This window comes from Pedobacter jaeyakensis (genome assembly GCF_054461315.1).
Window position 1 is genome coordinate 1,631,323 of record NZ_CM136921.1, and the last position, 17,409, is coordinate 1,648,731.

A 17,409-nucleotide genomic window follows, 5' to 3' on the forward strand; every position below is an offset into this window, starting at 1 on the left:
AGCGAGGGTTCTGTTACAATAGGTGAGCAAAAACGATGTTATGCCAGCTTTGCTCAAAGGGTACTTGCCATTTGGTTTCAAATTCTTGCAAGTTTTGCACCATATTATTGAACACTATGGTTTTCGGGCCGACAGCTTTTATATTAATTAAAGTTTCAAAATCTTCTTTGTTCGTTACCACAACTTTATCATCTACAAGATAAGCCATGTTAAACCTATTAAATAGATCTACCTGGTATTGTTCTTCTATCTCCTTTACAACACGTACAGATGCATCGATAGAACAGCCAGTTGCACCGGAAGCAGTCTCGTCGACAGTGAATACAATAAAGTAACTATGTAGTACCTCTGCCTTAGCTTTAAGCTGGTGGCCATGTGCCTTCCATTGTTCAGTGAAAGCGGTTATTTTTTGCTGAATTGCAATGGTTTCAACTTCTGTAAACGCGCGGTTACTTTGATAGATCCAAATTTTAGATTGTGGAGAAAAACTCATATTCAAAATTACATTTTTTTTTAACTTGATACCCTGAAATCATTTCCCTGATGAAAAAGTTTACAATTTACTTGAAAACATGCCTTTTTGCAGCTTTCTGCCTATTTTTAATGGCTTTTTCTCACCCTTTTGATCTTATTGAGGAAAGCTCATTTCTCCAAAAAATGCTGAAGGACCATTATGATGAGCTGCGCGAAATTCCTGCTTTAAAGCGCTATGAACTTAATGTTACCAACAGTGGTTTTTGCAGATACAAATGCTTTTATGCAAACGGTAAGGTTGAATATTTCTCTTTCAATTTAACGAAATTTAAGTCTATAGATTATTATGGTACTGATAAAAATGGAACCGTAGTTTTGCGGACTGCCGGCGATGATGTGATTGTGCAGACCTATAATGACAGGAAACAGGGGGACTTGGACAGTATGGCTAATTTTATGACAATTCCTTTGAAGAATATGGAACCACAAGACTTAAATGATTTATCTGACCGTCTTACGCGGATAAATGGTCAGCTACTTGCTCAAAAATAGTATATACTTCCGTTTCCTGATACCTTGAAGCCACAATAATCTGGGTATTTCCTGCATGTTGCTGGAATAATTTTTTTGCAAGATCAGGGCAGTTGTTGTCCTTTGACAGGTGAGAAAGCAACAAGTGACTCATGTACGCAGGTTTATGGCTGATGAATAATTCCAATGCCTGCTTGTTTGATAAGTGCCCTCTGCCACCAGTGATGCGTTTTTTCAGAAAATAAGGATATGCGCTTTTACTAAGCAGTTCATCGTCATAATTGGATTCAAGAAATGCGGCATTGCATTGCTTGAAATAAAATGTGAGTTGTTCACAGGCGATCCCAAGATCGGTGAAAACGCCAACTCTGGTATTTCCACACGTTATGATAAAGCTAAAAGGTTCTGCCGCATCATGTAGTTTTGGGAACCCGATAATTTCCAATCTACCAATATGAACAGTGTTGTTGGCGCTAATATATTTGACGAGATCTTGTCTTAGGTTAAACCTACAACCTGTGTGGGTGCCTGGAGTTAGGTACACAGGGAGATTGTATTTAGATGCGAGATTGCAAAGACCTTTTATGTGATCAGCATGTTCGTGCGAGATAAAAATTGCCTTAACTTTTAACATTGAAAGACCGAGACGAAGCATCCTGCGCTCAGTTTCCCTACAAGACAGGCCTGCATCAACAAGGATCGCTTCATCGTTGTTGCCAACATAATAGCAATTCCCGTTACTACCAGAGTTAAGAGAAGCAATATGTAGATCACTAAAGGCCATTCGCTCTTGCTGTTATCTCTGCAATATCCAATACCTGGACACTTTGATCCTGGTCTTTCAGCTTAACTCCATCACGAAGCATCGTCATGCAAAATGGGCAACCAGCGGCAATGATTTGTGGCTGTGTTTCGAGGGCCTCTTCGATACGCTCAATATTGATGTCTTTATTTCCCTTTTCAGGTTCCTTAAACATTTGAGCGCCACCTGCACCGCAGCATAAGCCGTTAGATTTACAGCGTTTCATTTCTACCAGTTGCGCGTCTAGAATTTCCAGTGCTGCTCTTGGGGCTTCGTAGATGCCATTACCGCGACCAAGGTAACATGGATCATGGTAAGTTATTTTCTTTCCTTTGAAACTTTCACCACCTTCTGCTTTTAGTTTTCCTTCATCTATCAGTTGCTGGATAAGTTGTGTATGATGAATCACTTCGTAAGTGCCACCTAAGCCAGGATATTCATTCTTGATGGTATTGAAGCAATGTGGGCAGCCAGTTACGATCTTCTTAATATTATAAGCATTCAGCACCTCAATATTGGTCATGGCCTGCATCTGAAAAAGAAACTCGTTGCCGGCACGCTTTGCAGGATCTCCTGTACAACTTTCCTCTGTGCCTAAAACTGCGTATTTCATCCCCACATGATGTAATATCTTACAGATGTCGCGCGTGGTTTTTTGTGCCCGTTCATCATAACTGCCTGCGCATCCAACCCAGAACAAAATTTCTGGTTCTTCGCCTTTTGCTATCAATTCTGCCATTGTTGGCACTTCAAAATTTAATTGCTCGCTCATCTTACCGTTTAATTACGCGCTGAATTTATTGTAGTTGAATTAATTTTCTTTAGCCCAGTTTAACCTGTCTGCAGGCGAATATTTCCAGGGGGCACCGTTATTTTCGATATTCCCCAACATTGCGCTTATGCTGGCAGGTGATTGAGATTCTTCCATCACTGCATACCTCCTGAGGTCTGTAATGATTGCCAGTGGATCTATATTGATAGGACAAGCCTGTGTACATGCATTACAGCTTGTGCAAGCCCATATCTCTTCCCGGCTGATGTATGTGTCGATTAATGACTTGCCATCGTCAAAACCATTCCCAGTTTTATCAATGTTCTTACCTACCTCTTCCAGCCTGTCTCTGGTGTCCATCATGATCTTTCTTGGAGAAAGCAGTTTGCCCGTTATGTTTGCCGGACAGACAGAGGTACATCTTCCGCACTCGGTGCAAGTATAAGCATTCATTAGATTTACCCATGTCAGGTCATTTACATCTTTTGCTCCAAATCTGCCAGCGGCTGCTTCTTCCGGTGTAAAGGATGGATCTAGCATTGCTTTAACCTCATTAGTTACACTGGTCATGTTGTTAAACTCCCCTTTTGGTTCCAGATTGGAGAAATAGGTATTTGGGAAGGCGAAAAGAATATGGAAGTGTTTAGAATAGGGCAAGTAATTTAAAAAGGCAAATATGCCTATAATATGGAACCACCAACAACTCCGTTCTATGATTGTCAACGAGGCTTCTGTAACTGGCAGGAAGCTTTGTAAGTATTGACTAACAGGGAAAGAACCAGCAGTGGTATAGTGAATGGAGCCCAATGCCTGAAGTTTCGCATCTGCTGCATTCATCAGCAGAAACGCTGTCATCAATAATATTTCTGTGATCAGGATATAGTTGGCGTCAGACTTAGGCCAGCTGGTCATTTCTACTCCCGAAAATCTTTTTAACTTGATGATGTTTCTTCTGATGAGGAATAGGAGACAAGCAAGCCATACCCCGAGGGCAAGAACTTCAAAAGAACCAATTAATAAATTATAAAGGCTGCCTAGTCCGCCAAAAACTCTATGCGTTCCAAAAATTCCGTCAATCATTATCTCCAGTACTTCCAGATTAATGATGACAAAACCTGCGTATACTACCAAATGAAGAGTTGCGGGGATGGGGCGGAAGAACATTTTTGTTTGTCCGAATGCCACTTTAAGCATCGTCATGAACCGCTTTTGTGGTTGGTCGGATCTATCAACCGCTTTTCCAATCCGAATATTCCTGATTATTTTTTTGAGGTTATAACTGAACAAGGCAATTGCCAGTATCGTTATTGCTATAAATATGATTTGTGACACCATTCTTTGAAATATCTCTATAGTGACGCTAAGTTAAAATAAATACACCAATTCAAATTATTATGCATGCATAAAGTTTAAAATTAGCGGTATTTTATTTAAAGCAGCTGTTTATATAATTATTTTGAAAAAAGATTTTGTCATTCAAAAAAAGACACTACATTTGCAATCCCAAACGGGAAGTAGGTACGGTAGCTCAGTCGGTAGAGCAATGGACTGAAAATCCATGTGTCGCCGGTTCGATCCCGGCCCATACCACTACTTTAAGAAGGCCTTATTCGAAAGAATAAGGCCTTCTTTGTTGATATAAAGCGTGGTTAATGCTTATCTCAGTCTCTCCATTCAGAAATGATGCCTCTTTTCATCTTTAGCTCGTATCTTTTTTTCAGAAACTGTACTACTTTAAGTTGTAAATTATATCTTAGCATTTTAACCCCCCAGTTAAATGTTTACAACCAAATATCTAGGCTTAGCTTTGATAGCTATTGCTGTAATCTCATGCGGTCCAACCGCCGATGAAAAAGCCGCCATTCAGATGGCAGAGGTCGTTCGTAAAGAAAAAGCGCATGACAATAGTCCAGACAACATCTTTAATGCCAGCGCTAGAATGGCTTATTTGGATTCAGCATTAAAAACTGCCAGCCCATATGACGCCTTGCGTATCAACTACTCTCGTGCCAAGGTATTTATGGAGAAGGGTGATATCGATAAGGCAATAGCATTGTATAACCAAGTTGAGAATGATCCTACAGTTAAAGGAAGTGAATTTGATTTGACTAGACTACAATCTGAAGTAGCCTTCGCTTACCTAAGAATGGGCGAGGTATACAATTGTATTTCCAATCACAATTCTCAGTCTTGTATTTACCCAATTCAGGGTGGAGGCACGCATCGCGATCCTGCAGGGTCTTCCAAAGCAATTGAGCTTTATGAGCAGATACTCAAAAGAAATCCTAAGGATGCAGAGGCGCGCTGGCTAATGAATATTGCTTACATGACGCTAAATAAATATCCCGCTGGTGTGCCTAAACAATATCTATTGACTAACCCTTATCCGGAAACTGACAAAGTGCTACCTTTTGAGGACGTTGCTGCCGGGTTGAAAATTGATGTAGACAATCGTGCAGGGGGTGTTGTTACAGAAGATTTGGATAACGATGGTTATTTGGATATTGTAACTTCTGCATGGGGAATAGAAGACGCTATGCATTATTTTCATAACAATGGGAATGGAACTTTTACAGACGTATCGGAAAAATCAGGCTTGAGCAAACTGACCGGCAGTTTAAATATCAATCATACCGACTACAATAATGATGGTTATAAAGATATTTTTGTTTTAAGGGGAGGATGGAAAGGGGTATTCGGCAGCGTTCACAATTCTCTTATGAGAAATAATGGCGATGGAACCTTTACTGAAGTAACTATCCAGAATGGGCTACTTTCTGCTCACCCAACTCAAACTGCTACCTGGAATGATTTCAATAACGATGGTTGGGTAGATCTTTTTATCGGAAATGAGAGCTTTCCAAATGATCCGCAATTACAGCATCCATGTGAATTTTACATCAATAATCAGGATGGTACGTTCACCAATGTAGCAGTCCAAACTAAATTAGACTTAAAATATTTCATAAAGGGTGTAACCTCTGGCGACTATAATAATGATGGCTGGCAAGACATCTTCATTAGTGCAATGGGAGAACGTATTTTGTTAAGAAACAAAGGGGTGAAGGGAAAAATACCTGCTTTTGAGAACGTGACCAAACAAGCTGGCTTAGCTAAAGACCTTAACAGTACATTTGCGACCTGGTTTTTCGATTATGACAACGATGGTTGGGAAGACATTATTGCATGCGATTATTCCTTTAATACAACGCTATCTACCATTGCTGGTTCTGAGGCATTAGGAATAAATAGCGAATACAAAGGTCAACCCGTTTTGTATCATAATAATGGTGATGGTACATTCAAAAATGTAACTGAAGAAATAGGCCTTTATAAATCTGTGTATGCAATGGGTGCCAGTTTTGGAGACATCGACAACGATGGCTGGCTGGATATGTTTTTTGCTACAGGCAACCCCAATTTCAATTCACTGATACCGAACAGGATGTTCAGAAACAACGGCGGCAAGGGTTTTAATGAAGTAACTCGGTCTGCAAGAATAGGAAGCTTACAGAAAGGACATGCTGTAGCGTTTGCTGATCTTGACAATGATGGAGACCAGGATCTGTACGTAGAATTAGGCGGTGCTTATCAGGGTGATACATTTCCAAGTGCCTTGTATATGAATCCCGGTCAAAATAAAAACAACTGGATTAATATTGATTTAATAGGTGTTAGTTCAAATAAAGCGGCTATTGGTACGCGTTTAAAGTTGTCTGTTGTTGAGAACGGTAAAATGAGGTATATCTATAAAGATGTTAATTCAGGTGGGAGTTTTGGTTCCGCACCATTTAGGCGGGAAATTGGTATCGGAGCTGCTGCAATTATCAATGAACTGGAAATAAAGTGGCAGGGGAGCGGTAAGGTGCAGAAATTCAAAAATATTAAACCCAATCAGTTTATAAAAATTACCGAAGGCAGTGATGTAGTTACGCCGTTAAAATTAAAGCTTCTCAATTTTAAGAAACTGGGTGCTGAAGAACATCACCATATGGCTATGAAGATGTAGCTATGGGGTTTCTAAGACAGTGATTCTACCACTTTCTTCGTTTAATAGAAATACTTGTATCCAAACCTCCTTTGTCTTGGTACGAATTACATATGTTTGGATGTCGTCAAGCTTATTAGCGTCAATCGAGTGTCCATACTTGTTTTCTATGAGTTCTTTTTGTCCTACGCGGTCATATTCAGCCTTCGTAATGGGCACAATTTTTAACTTGATGCCCCCGAGATCGGAGATGTGTTTGTCGATACTTCTCTGTAATTCCAGGCTGTTGAATCGTTTTCCGTCTTCGCGATTCCTATCTAACGTGGCTTTAAAAGTTTTGCCCTCCTTCGGTATTAGTTTTCCATAAACTGCGAAATACTCTTTGTCCACATCTTTAATGTCCTTCTGTTGAATGGCCTTTTCGTAATCAAAGGTATATTTATCGGGTAACTGGACAAATGGAAATTCTCCTAAGTCTTTGTCGCTTACCGGAATGGAGTTGATGTTAAAAATACTATCAGTACCAGCTTCTGGGTTAGGGGTGCCCTCAGGTTTTACACTATCTACATTAGCCATGCTATCTATGCCATTAGTCGAACTGTTTTTATCGGCGTTACTTTTACACGATACCAGTAACGTTACTAACAGGATGTTTAGAGTGGTAAGTAGGCCAAGTAGTAGTTTATGTCTGTTCATAATGCTATAACAATTTTATGTTTAGATAGTTTATGTAACGATCAAATTCATGAGGAGTACGCCAATCAAACCGATGATGGCGACAAGGGTTTCCATTACAGACCATGACAATATGGTTTGTTTGATGGTCAGGTTGAAATATTCTTTAAACATCCAAAATCCTGGATCGTTAACGTGCGAAAACATTAAACTCCCTGCACCAATTGACAATACCATCAGGCTGGGATTACTGTGCGACTGCATTACGACCGGGGCCATGATTCCTGCGGCGGTAAGGCCTGCCACTGTGGCCGAACCCACGCTCACCCTTATCAGCGCAGCAATAAGCCAGCCTAAGAGCAGTGGTTCTATCGGTAATGTGTTTAAAGATGTGGCAATTTGGTTACTGACACCACTATCTGTAAGCACCTGTTTTAGTCCTCCCGAACCTGCAATAATGAGCAGAATTAACACAATATCTTTGGTTGCGCTACCATAAATAGTCATGATGTTTTTCATTTTCCTGCCCATCCTGATACCTAAAGTATAGGTTGTGATCAGCAGGGTAATTAGCATGACAATGGTGGGCTCTGATAGAAAACTGATGAGATTTTTTAAATGCTCATCCGGTTTTGAAAGTCCATATAATGCAGCGCCACCTAACAGAATTACCGGTAATAGTGCTGATAGTATGCTGTTAACTATTCCTGGTAATTGGTCTTCCGGAAGATCGTCTGATTGAAATACTTTTAGCGGAACAGAGACCATAGTCTTTAAAGATCGGGCATATACCGGGCCAGCAATGATGATTGCTGGAATTGCTACAGCGATACCATAAAATAAGGTAAGACCCATGTTGGCATGAAATTGCAATACCAATGCAGATGGTGAAGGATGTGGTGGAAGAAACCCGTGTGTAACGGATAAGGCAGCTAACATAGGTAGTCCAATGTAAACAGCAGGTAGTTTGTATTTATAAACGACTGAAAATATTAAAGGAACCATTAAGACGAATCCAACATTATAAAAAAGGGGAATCCCTACGATAAATCCGGTGAACACCAGTCCCCATTGGATGTATTTTGTGCCAAATAGGTTGACCATCACGGTTGCAATTTTCTGGGCGGCACCGCTTTCTGCAACTAATTTACCTAGCATCGCTCCGAAAATAATGATGGCGACTAGAGAGCCCATGATATCACCCATTCCTTTTTGGACCGAAGCAGTTACATCTTTAACAGGAATTCCGAGCAGAAGTCCGCAGGTTAGCGAAACAATTAAGAATGCGATGAATGGATTGAACTTTGCCCAGGTAATTAGCAATACCAACAAGGCGATGCAACTTACAACGATTAGTATGGTCATTTCGAGAATACTAATAGTTATTTTTGTAGGAATACTTTCCTGCCTTCTTTCGCAGATTGCTTTGCGGCTTCGAGAATCTTTACCACGATCAAATTATTTTCCAATGAAGATAAGTCGTTTACTGGTTTGATTTCATTTCTCAATACTGCGGCCAGGTAATCCAGGTGGCTGCTGTAAGATTTTTCCAAAGGTTGGGCCTTTAGTAAACTATAATCCTGGCCGTTGGATTTAATCCTTAAGGTGTTGGAGTTAACTGCTTGTATGTAGCCAGTCTGCCCAAAAAGTTCCATATCCTTAATATTAAAGGGCCAATTCCATGACGCTTCAATTATTCCTGTTGCATTTGGGTACTCAACTAAAATTGTAGCATCATCATCTACTTTTGGATAAACGGCAGGTTTAATCCTTTTGGTGATTGCAGTGACAGAGATCGGCATTACACCATCCATTAACCAAGTCATCAAATTGGCGCCGTAGCAACCAAAATCAATTACTGCCCCGCCACCATTTTTAACAGGGTCTGTTAACCAGCTTAAAAACTCTTTACTGACACCAATCTCCTTTGGACCTTGGTGACCATCATGAAAAATCATTTTCCTTAATTCACCAATTTGCTTATCCTGTTTCACTCTTTTATAGGCTTCCTGATTGCTGTCGTACCAAGTAGTCTCGTAATTAGTTAACAATTTGATCTTATATTGTTTTGCCAGTTCCGCCATTCTTAATGCGTGCTTTACAGATACTGCCAAAGGTTTCTCCACCATCACAGATATACCCAGAGGGGCCGCGACTTCAACAACAGCAAGATGCTCCTCTATTGCATTGAAGGCCAGCACAACATCAGGTTTTTTTACTTTCAGTAGAGCAGTTAGGTTGTTGAAAAAAATAGAGTCGGGCAATTTTGCACGTTCTTTAAAGCGCTTAACCAATTCTTTATTATCTTCAGCAATTCCAATTATGTTTACTTCACCGTTTACGTAGCTGTTCATAATCAGGTTAACGTGATCATGACTCAACCCTGCAAGGGCCACATTAAGTTTAGTCTGACCAGCTGCACCCTGGAAAATCCCAGTAAAAAATAGAAAAAAGACAAAGGCAATGATCTTGAAATTGAAGAATCCAGACATTTTAGATTTATTAATATGTTTTTATGTAAGCAATTTAGTGATAAAGAATGAGAAAACTGGGGCATGTCTTGTTTTTGAAAAAACGACAAAAAGGATTTGGATTCAATCTAAATAATAACAATATTTGCATGAACAATCAATAATGCAGAAAACTCAGACGCATATTTCAGTAGAGGCAATTAAATTTGACGAAGTATTTAGCACAGCTAAGGGTGCCATTTACCAGTCAGATAGCGAGAGTTGCTGGTATGTAGATTTTGGAGGTAAGCTGGCACGATTTGATTACCGTAACTTATTGAAGTTAAAAAAAGCTGTTTATAAAATTGATATTGAACAGCTGATATTAAATAGTGATAAAGCACCAGATGTTGAAATCCTGTTTATTTGCGCTTGCGATCATTGTTACGTATTGTCTCTAATAGAGATCATTGCACTGAAGGAAATTCTTCAAGGTACCTTTGTCATGCTAGAACTTAATCACATCATTTACGATTGTTTACATAGGTAATCTCCTAATTAACTTAGAATTAGAATCTTTCCATATTGCTTAAATTCCAGAAATTGAATTTTTATTGCACTATTTTTGTTTTGTAAATGTTTGTAAGCTTAGTTGCTTACTGTAAACATAAAATAAAGTATATGAAAGATATCATTCGTGCAAAGTGTTTAATCTCATCAGATGTAGAGACACTTATCAATCAACAAATAAAAAAGGAAGCTCACTCTTCATCAACATATCTAGCAATGGCTTCATGGTGTAACCAGCATGGTTATGACTTCTCTTCTGAATACTTTTTTAAGCAGGCGGAAGAAGAGCGTATGCACCAGCTTAAGTTTTATAAATATGTTCTTGATATGGGAGGTTCTGCTGTTTCTCCGGATATTTCCAACATTAAACAGGATTACAATTCATTCCGTGAAGTTTTCGAAGATGCACTAGATCAAGAAATAAGTGTTACCCAATCTATTAAAAACATTGCAGCACGTTGCTACAAAGAACAGGATTTTGTTACTCTTGAATTTTTAAATTGGTTCTTTAAAGAACAGAGAGAAGAAGAGTATAAGGCCCGTCGTGCGCTGGAGTTATTCGATGTGATTGGTGAGGAAGGCACTGGAAGATGGCAAATTGATAAACATGTTGGCGGTATCAGCTATTCAGAAGAGTAAACTTCTATAATTTACCAACATGTCGATGTTGGCTTTAAAAAGGTACATATGATGCGAAAGCAAACAATATGTACCTTTTTTTGTATATTGATGTAAGAGACATGTCTAAGCATAAGAAAGATAAGAAGGCCGGTAAAAAGGACAAGAAGGATAAAAAGAAAAAGGAGTGCTGTGAAAAGTATCTCAGAGGAAAAAGATGTAGTAACTGCCCGTTAGCCTAAAGAATAGCACCTTCTGCAACGGGGCTCGTAGCTGTCTTTCTCACCTAATAATATCTTCGCCTCACTGGCCACCTTTCTAAAGGAATAAGTTGCCGGGGAGCCGCATTTAACACATACAGCATTTACTTTTGTAACTAGTTCTGCAATTGCCATCAGCGCAGGAACGGGTCCAAAAGGTTTTCCTGAAAAATCCATGTCCAGCCCCGCGATTATCACTCGAATACCTTTTTGCGCCAATTTATTACAAACGTCTGGCAGGTCTTCATCAAAAAACTGTGCCTCGTCAATGCCAACAACTTGCGTATCAGCTTTAAGCAATAGGATCGCAGAAGATGTTTCCACCGGGATGGATTGGATAGAATTAAAATCGTGAGAAACTACAGCATTTTCATCATACCTCGTATCCGTTTTTGGCTTAAAGATCTCAACTTTCAACTTTGCTATTTCAGCCCTTTTGATCCGTCTTAAGAGTTCTTCTGTTTTTCCAGAAAACATAGATCCGCAAATTACTTCTATGCTGCCGCAAAACTCTCCTCGCCTGTAAATTTGTTCGCTGAATAACATGTTTGTTGGGTACTTATAGGCAGCTAATATCGAAATTTTGTGCTATTTTTGAGAGGCAAGTTACCAACATAAAAGATCAATTATTTCGTTATATAAGTATGGTTAACCAAAGTAACATCTTCAAAAAGATAGGATATATATTAAATGAGCTTCAGGATCAGTATGAATTTTTGTCGGAAAATCCTGACCAGCTGAGCGAACTGGAGCTAGAGTTATTTTTGGCGAACGCGAATTTTCTTTCTGATCACGTTCAAATTGTCAAAAAGCTTAATGGGAAACAAATATTGAAGGAACTTCCACAGGCTACAGAACAAGAGGTAGTTGCTGCATCCACAGCAGAGGTTGAGAAAGAGCCAATCCATGCCCCCGAAGTGGCGCCGAAATTAATTGAAGAAGAAGCTGGAGAAAGAGATAACCATATCTCTTTTAAAGAAGATGCCTTTAAATTTGATGATACACCAGCCACTTTTGAATTTATTTTATCAGGCAATACGCCAAAAGAAACTCCAGTACTAGAAGAGGTTATAGCAGACAACCATCACGAGGAAATGGTAGATTATTTTGAGGATACTGATCCCGAGATAGCAAATAATGAAAGTATTGAAACAGAAATGGGTGAACCAGAGGATACGGAGACAGTTAATTTGACTGAAAGCATAAAGGAAGATGTGGAGGATGAAGTAGGCCCAGAGCCTTTTCTAGTAGAAGCGCAGTCTGCACCTGAGCCTAGTGTCAATGTTGTCCCAGAGCTAATCGAGAGAAAAAATACTGATCCTGTAGTTGCAACAACTAAACCAACTATTAATGATTTGTTGGCCAGTCAGAAAGCACCAAATTTTAATGAAGACAACAGCAGACCTGTGATAACGGATCTTAAGAAAGCTGTAAACTTAAATGAGAAGCTGCTTTACATCAAAGACTTATTTAATGGTTACAACTTGGCTTACTCAGAAGCGATAGATATTCTTAATAAGCTTCCAGACTTTAAAACGGCAGATGCTTTTCTGAAAAATAACTATTCGGTTAAAAACAATTGGGATTCAAAACCTGGTACAGTAGAAAAGTTTTATGATCTTTTAAGACAGCGGTTTCCAGGCGATTAAATAAAGCCCATTCTATTTGAATCAAGTTTCAAAAAGATAAATAACAGTACTGTAAAACTCCATAATGATGAGCCACCATAACTGATGAAGGGTAGGGGAATCCCGATTACTGGCACTATACCAATGGCCATCCCAATATTGATGAACACGTGGAAGAATAGGATGCAGGCCACGCAATAACCATAAACACGGGAAAAACTAGATCGCTGTCTTTCAGCAAGATTTATCAGCCTAAGCAATAAAAAAACATATAACCCGATCACCACAAAGCAGCCAATAAATCCCCACTCTTCTCCAATAGTAGAAAATATAAAGTCTGTACTTTGGGCGGGTACATAACCGTACTTTGTTTGTGTGCCCTGTAAAAATCCTCTGCCGGTAACCTGGCCTGAACCAATTGCAATTTTCGATTGGATAACATTATAGCCGACACCCCTTGGATCCATCTTCAATCCCAGGATCAATTCTATACGGGTCCGTTGATGTTGTTTAAGTACCTTTTCGTAAGTAAGCTTAACCAGAAACAAATAGGCAATGGCAATTATTGTTACTAAAATTGCTGAAAACATGAGCTTCTGTTTTCTCCTGTTTTGGTAGATAAAAAAGGACCCGATTGCCAAAATTACTGGGATAAGTATCTGCATTGGGACAAGGAAATCTGCAATAAACAGCACAATCATTCCCAAAAATATGAGAAGGAAATAGCCAGATAAACCTTCACGGTACATCGGAAACATAAAAGCTAGAAATACTAGCGCAGAACCAGTGTCTGGTTGCATAAGTATTAAGAACAGCGGAAAGCCAATAATCAGTGCTGCAAACAATATGGATTTAAGATCCCGGAATTTGGGATTGAAATTGCTAATGTACCTGGCCAATAGCAGCGAGGTTCCAAACTTAGCAAATTCGGATGGTTGAAGGCGGAAACCGCCGCCGATAGAGATCCATGCCTGGTTACCGGCAACGCGGGTACCTACAACCAGTACGGCAACAAGTAGTAATACAGTTACGCCATAGATAATTGGCGAGAATATGCTGAAGAATTTAGCGTCGAGCAACAGGATAGAAAAACCAATTACAAGAGCCGCAATAATATATATGAGTTGCTTACCATAACTGCTTCCAAAATTAAAAGCTGCCGATTCTGATTCATTGAATACTGAAGCATAAATGTTGACAAAGCCTACGCCGCAGAGTGCAATAAAAATTAGGATGCTGATCCAGTCAACGTTAAAAAAGAACCTGCTGTTGTTTTGATTGTTCATTTTTTAATATTGGTTTTTCTTTTAATGCCATTAAGAGGTACCGCTGCCAATCTCTTTGCTGCGGTATCTAGTTTATTTTTTGCGGTATCCAAAAGTTTCACTCCTGGTTTTACTTTTGGTTTTGGAGGATCAGGTAAGATCACTTTCTTCTTCATCCACTCCATTTCGTCAGTTCTTCTACCAGCAGACACACTATCTTTCAAATACTTTTCTGTGATATAACTTGCTATCGGTGCGGCATAAGCACTGCCGTAACCCGCATTTTCTACAATTACAGCGATAGCGATCTTTGGATTGTCACGTGGAGCGAAGCCGATAAATACGGAGTGGTTTTTTCCCCTTGGATTTTGTACGGTTCCTGTCTTACCACACATGATGATACCTGGCACGGCAGAGTCTCTTGCAGTTCCCCATGGAGCATTTACCGCCTCCTGCATCCCATCGATGACAGGGCCAAAGTGTACTTGATCCACACCGACATAGTTTTTCTTTAGGTATTCCTTTTTGATGACATGGTCTTTACCGATTGATTTGATCAGATGTGGCTTGATGAAATAGCCCTGATTAGCAATCGTTGCCATAATATTCGCCATTTGTAAAGGGGTAGCATCCATTTCTCCCTGCCCGATCGCTAAAGATATTACAGTGGAGTAACCCCAGTACTTGCTGTATTTCTTGGAATAATAAGCGCCATCGTACAATCTACCGGTACGCTCTCCTGGAAGATCTACCCCAAGACTATCTCCTAATCCCCAAAGTGCTACCTTTTTTTGCCAGGCATCATAAGCAAGTCGCTGGTTTTTAAATTTAGGCTGCATTAAAAGTTTCTGAAAAACGTAACAAGCGTAGGTATTACAAGATCTGGCCAATCCCCTTCGCAAAGAGATATTGCCATCTATATGTTCGCATTTTGTGGTGTGATTTCCTGCTTTGAAATAACCTGGGCAGTTAAATGTTGTATTTGGATCTATTACTCCCTCTTGCAGGCCAATCAACGCATCTAAGGGTTTAAAAGAAGATCCGGGTGAGTAATATCCTTGTATTGGACGAATGTTAAACGGCCGATTGGCCTCACCCAATATTTTCATATAATTATTTCCAGACTTTCTGCCTACCATTTCATTTGGGTCATAACCCGGACTACTCACAAAAGCAAGTATTTCTCCAGTGGCCGGTTCAATGGCCACAATGCTGCCCACTTTATTTTGCATCAATTCTTCACCCAACTTCTGTAACCTGATGTCAAGCGATGAGATCAACTGCTCACCCGACACTGCAGCAGTGTCAAATTTGCCTTCTGCATAACTGCCCTTTGGCACATTATGGGCATCATATAACATGTTGACAACCCCTCGTTCTCCGCGTAATACCTTTTCGTAAGAACGCTCCACTCCAGATTTACCAATGTAATCTCCAGAACGGTAATAGCCTTCAGACTTTTCAATGTCTGTAGGTGTTACTTCTTTAATGTAACCTAAAAATTGACTGGCGATACTATCTGGATACTGTCTGATGGTTCTGCTCTGCACAAAAAAGCCTGGAAAACGGGCAAGTTGCTCTGATAAGCTCTGATAAATTTGTACTGAAAGTTGTTTTTCAATTGCACTTGGCTGATACCTGGAGAGCCGTCTGGCCTTTCGCATATTTTTGCCGAATTTTGCCGTGTCCACTTCTATAATCTTGCACAAGGCAACAGTGTCAAATGGTTTTACATCATTGGGGATGGCCATCAGGTCATATACCAATTCGTTCTGAACAAGTACCTTCTCATTTCTGTCGCGGATCACGCCTCTAGCAGGATAGGTATATATCCTTTTTAAGACATTACTTTTCGCGGAGATGAAGTATTTGTCGCTAAAAACCTGAATGTAGAATAACGTACCCAATAAAATTAGGGCAACTACGATAAAAAGGCCCTGTACAATGTATTTTCGGTTAAACAAACTGTCCATTACCTTGCCTTCCTGTTGTAAAAGATAAATTCAATCAACAATACGATGAAGAGGGTGAATACACTGCTCAACAAACTTCTAACAATGGTATAACTAAATTCTGTGAGTCTAAAAGTTTCCAGAAGAAAAAGCACAATATGATGTGAGAAGATGCACAAAGAAGCATATAGCAAAAACCATTTGAAGCCCATATTACCAAGGGTTGGTTCGGGTTCATCAAAGTTATCGCGACTAACGGAAACCGATATAAATAGGATTCTTACGAAGACCAGAACTACACATGCTGCGGTATGAACGCCTAAGGTATCATAAAAAGCATCTATAGTAAGTCCCGTGATGAAGGCAATCAAATAAAGAAGCAGATTGGGCGTACTAAATGGCAAAAGTAGTAGAAACAGCACATAGATAAATGGATTGGCCAGATTGTAGAAGCTCATATTCCTCAGCAGAAGAATCTGGAACAGGATTAGAATAACCCACCTTACAATATTTATAATTACCAGTCTACTGTTCATCGGGTACTTTAGCTTCTAATGCTTGTTGTTCTTTGGCAAATTTATCTTTAATTACATACACATATTGCAATGCGCTAAAATCATTAAAAAGTATTACCTCAATCAATTTAAAATTGTCCCCCTTAGATATTCCAGTGTTACTTACTTTACCAACAGGAATGCCAGCTGGGAAGGAAGAGAAGTTGGAGGTGATCACGGTATCACCTAAATTCAACTTAAAATGATTAGGTATGTCCTTAATATAAGCTTTCCTGTAATCAAAGTTACCATCTCCCCAAATCAAAGAACCAACTGCTTTGTTTTTCTTGATGTTTACGCTAATGTAAGTGTCTTTATGGAGCAGTGACCTTATCGTAGCAAAATGTTCAGAAACATCTCTGATGTAGCCAACTATTCCGTTGCCCGGAGAAATAACAGGCATTCCACTGGCAATGCTATCTGCCGAACCACGATTAACTGTAATGATGTTATTGCGCAAGGCGATGGAATTCTTAACGACTCTTGCGGACAAATAAGTATACTGAGGAACACCAGAGGTATCTCTTAAAGTAATGTCCTTGGCTGTATCTATATTTTTTAATGCAAGTACCTGTGTTTTTAGCAGCGCATTTTCCCGGGCAAGACTATCGTTAACTGTACCCAGATTCAAATACCGCCTGGCCACATTCATATTCGTATACACATCACCAACTATCTTATTCGTACTATTTACAGTAACGCTACGTTGGTAAGCATTATTCTTAATGGTAAGCACAATGCCTATGGTAAAAAAGATAATGAAAAAGAAGAATGCGTTGTATCTGTTTAAAAAAATCCAAAGGTTACGCATAGGCCCAGTATTTGGTATTTAGTAATTAGTATTAAGATCAGATGTCTAATGACTTTAGC

At 39.5% G+C, this 17,409-nt stretch carries 17 protein-coding genes and 1 tRNA gene; 6 read left to right on the forward strand and 12 right to left on the reverse strand.

Features of this window, described 5'->3' with window-relative positions; translation table 11 throughout:
* Positions 1–13: 13 nt before the first annotated feature.
* Complete coding sequence (locus ACXZ1K_RS07185) at positions 14–493, reverse strand: ABC transporter ATPase (RefSeq protein WP_458972706.1); 480 nt, start codon at positions 491–493, stop codon at positions 14–16.
* A gap of 50 nt (positions 494–543) precedes the next feature.
* Between ACXZ1K_RS07185 and ACXZ1K_RS07190 the strand changes: the two genes are divergently transcribed.
* The gene (locus tag ACXZ1K_RS07190; RefSeq protein WP_458972707.1) at positions 544–1,026 is read left to right on the forward strand and encodes a hypothetical protein; all 483 of its coding nucleotides are present in this window, start codon (positions 544–546) and stop codon (positions 1,024–1,026) included.
* Here the strand turns inward: ACXZ1K_RS07190 and ACXZ1K_RS07195 are convergent.
* From ACXZ1K_RS07195 to ACXZ1K_RS07205, 3 genes are read right to left on the reverse strand one after another with little or no spacing between them, the layout of a single operon-like run.
* Entirely contained in the window at positions 989–1,789 is an 801-nt protein-coding gene (locus ACXZ1K_RS07195) for an MBL fold metallo-hydrolase (RefSeq protein ID WP_458972708.1), read from the reverse strand. The genes ACXZ1K_RS07190 and ACXZ1K_RS07195 overlap by 38 nt on opposite strands.
* Positions 1,779–2,579, reverse strand: coding sequence for a (Fe-S)-binding protein (locus ACXZ1K_RS07200; RefSeq protein WP_458972709.1), 801 nt, complete (start codon positions 2,577–2,579; stop codon positions 1,779–1,781). The genes ACXZ1K_RS07195 and ACXZ1K_RS07200 overlap by 11 nt, the downstream gene beginning before the upstream one ends.
* 39 nt (positions 2,580–2,618) lie before the next feature.
* Entirely contained in the window at positions 2,619–3,914 is a 1,296-nt protein-coding gene (locus ACXZ1K_RS07205; protein WP_458972710.1) for a 4Fe-4S dicluster domain-containing protein, read from the reverse strand.
* Positions 3,915–4,096: 182 nt separating this feature from the next.
* On the opposite strand from ACXZ1K_RS07205, the gene ACXZ1K_RS07210 reads away from it, so the two are divergent.
* Both ACXZ1K_RS07210 and ACXZ1K_RS07215 read left to right on the forward strand, forming a co-directional pair.
* A tRNA-Phe gene (locus ACXZ1K_RS07210) sits at positions 4,097–4,169 on the forward strand.
* 187 nt (positions 4,170–4,356) lie between these two features.
* Positions 4,357–6,588, forward strand: a complete 2,232-nt coding sequence (locus ACXZ1K_RS07215) for an FG-GAP-like repeat-containing protein (protein WP_458972711.1) — start codon at positions 4,357–4,359, stop codon at positions 6,586–6,588.
* On the opposite strand, the gene ACXZ1K_RS07220 is transcribed toward ACXZ1K_RS07215, so the two are convergent.
* The 3 genes from ACXZ1K_RS07220 to ACXZ1K_RS07230 are packed head-to-tail and all read right to left on the reverse strand — an operon-like array spanning position 6,589 to position 9,734.
* Positions 6,589–7,263: a hypothetical protein gene (locus ACXZ1K_RS07220; RefSeq protein ID WP_458972712.1), complete on the reverse strand. Its 675-nt coding sequence runs from the start codon at positions 7,261–7,263 to the stop codon at positions 6,589–6,591.
* Between the two features lie 30 nt (positions 7,264–7,293).
* Complete coding sequence (locus tag ACXZ1K_RS07225) at positions 7,294–8,607, reverse strand: gluconate:H+ symporter (RefSeq protein WP_458972713.1); 1,314 nt, start codon at positions 8,605–8,607, stop codon at positions 7,294–7,296.
* A 17-nt stretch (positions 8,608–8,624) separates the two neighbouring features.
* On the reverse strand, positions 8,625–9,734 hold the full coding sequence (locus tag ACXZ1K_RS07230) for a Gfo/Idh/MocA family protein (protein ID WP_458972714.1): 1,110 nt from the start codon (positions 9,732–9,734) through the stop codon (positions 8,625–8,627).
* Between the two features lie 142 nt (positions 9,735–9,876).
* Here ACXZ1K_RS07230 and ACXZ1K_RS07235 point away from each other — a divergent pair, with 142 nt between their 5' ends.
* On the forward strand, positions 9,877–10,242 hold the full coding sequence (locus ACXZ1K_RS07235) for a hypothetical protein (protein ID WP_458972715.1): 366 nt from the start codon (positions 9,877–9,879) through the stop codon (positions 10,240–10,242).
* 131 nt (positions 10,243–10,373) lie between these two features.
* On the forward strand, positions 10,374–10,901 hold the full coding sequence (locus tag ACXZ1K_RS07240) for a ferritin (protein ID WP_458972716.1): 528 nt from the start codon (positions 10,374–10,376) through the stop codon (positions 10,899–10,901).
* A 212-nt stretch (positions 10,902–11,113) separates the two neighbouring features.
* On the opposite strand, the gene ACXZ1K_RS07245 is transcribed toward ACXZ1K_RS07240, so the two are convergent.
* A complete protein-coding gene (locus tag ACXZ1K_RS07245; protein ID WP_458972717.1) occupies positions 11,114–11,686 on the reverse strand; it encodes a thymidine kinase in 573 nt (190 codons plus the stop codon).
* Between the two features lie 98 nt (positions 11,687–11,784).
* Between ACXZ1K_RS07245 and ACXZ1K_RS07250 the strand changes: the two genes are divergently transcribed.
* Positions 11,785–12,789, forward strand: a complete 1,005-nt coding sequence (locus ACXZ1K_RS07250; protein WP_458972718.1) for a hypothetical protein — start codon at positions 11,785–11,787, stop codon at positions 12,787–12,789.
* Here the strand turns inward: ACXZ1K_RS07250 and rodA are convergent.
* From rodA to mreC, 4 genes are read right to left on the reverse strand one after another with little or no spacing between them, the layout of a single operon-like run.
* On the reverse strand, positions 12,786–14,054 hold the full coding sequence (rodA, locus tag ACXZ1K_RS07255) for a rod shape-determining protein RodA (protein ID WP_458972719.1): 1,269 nt from the start codon (positions 14,052–14,054) through the stop codon (positions 12,786–12,788). The genes ACXZ1K_RS07250 and rodA overlap by 4 nt on opposite strands.
* Positions 14,051–16,006 (reverse strand): penicillin-binding protein 2, encoded by a 1,956-nt coding sequence (gene mrdA, locus ACXZ1K_RS07260; RefSeq protein ID WP_458972720.1) that lies wholly within the window; start codon positions 16,004–16,006, stop codon positions 14,051–14,053. Before mrdA ends, rodA begins: the two co-directional genes overlap by 4 nt.
* Entirely contained in the window at positions 16,006–16,521 is a 516-nt protein-coding gene (locus tag ACXZ1K_RS07265) for a rod shape-determining protein MreD (protein WP_458972721.1), read from the reverse strand. Before ACXZ1K_RS07265 ends, mrdA begins: the two co-directional genes overlap by 1 nt.
* Entirely contained in the window at positions 16,511–17,350 is an 840-nt protein-coding gene (mreC, locus tag ACXZ1K_RS07270) for a rod shape-determining protein MreC (RefSeq protein WP_458972722.1), read from the reverse strand. The genes ACXZ1K_RS07265 and mreC overlap by 11 nt, the downstream gene beginning before the upstream one ends.
* Positions 17,351–17,409: the final 59 nt, after the last annotated feature.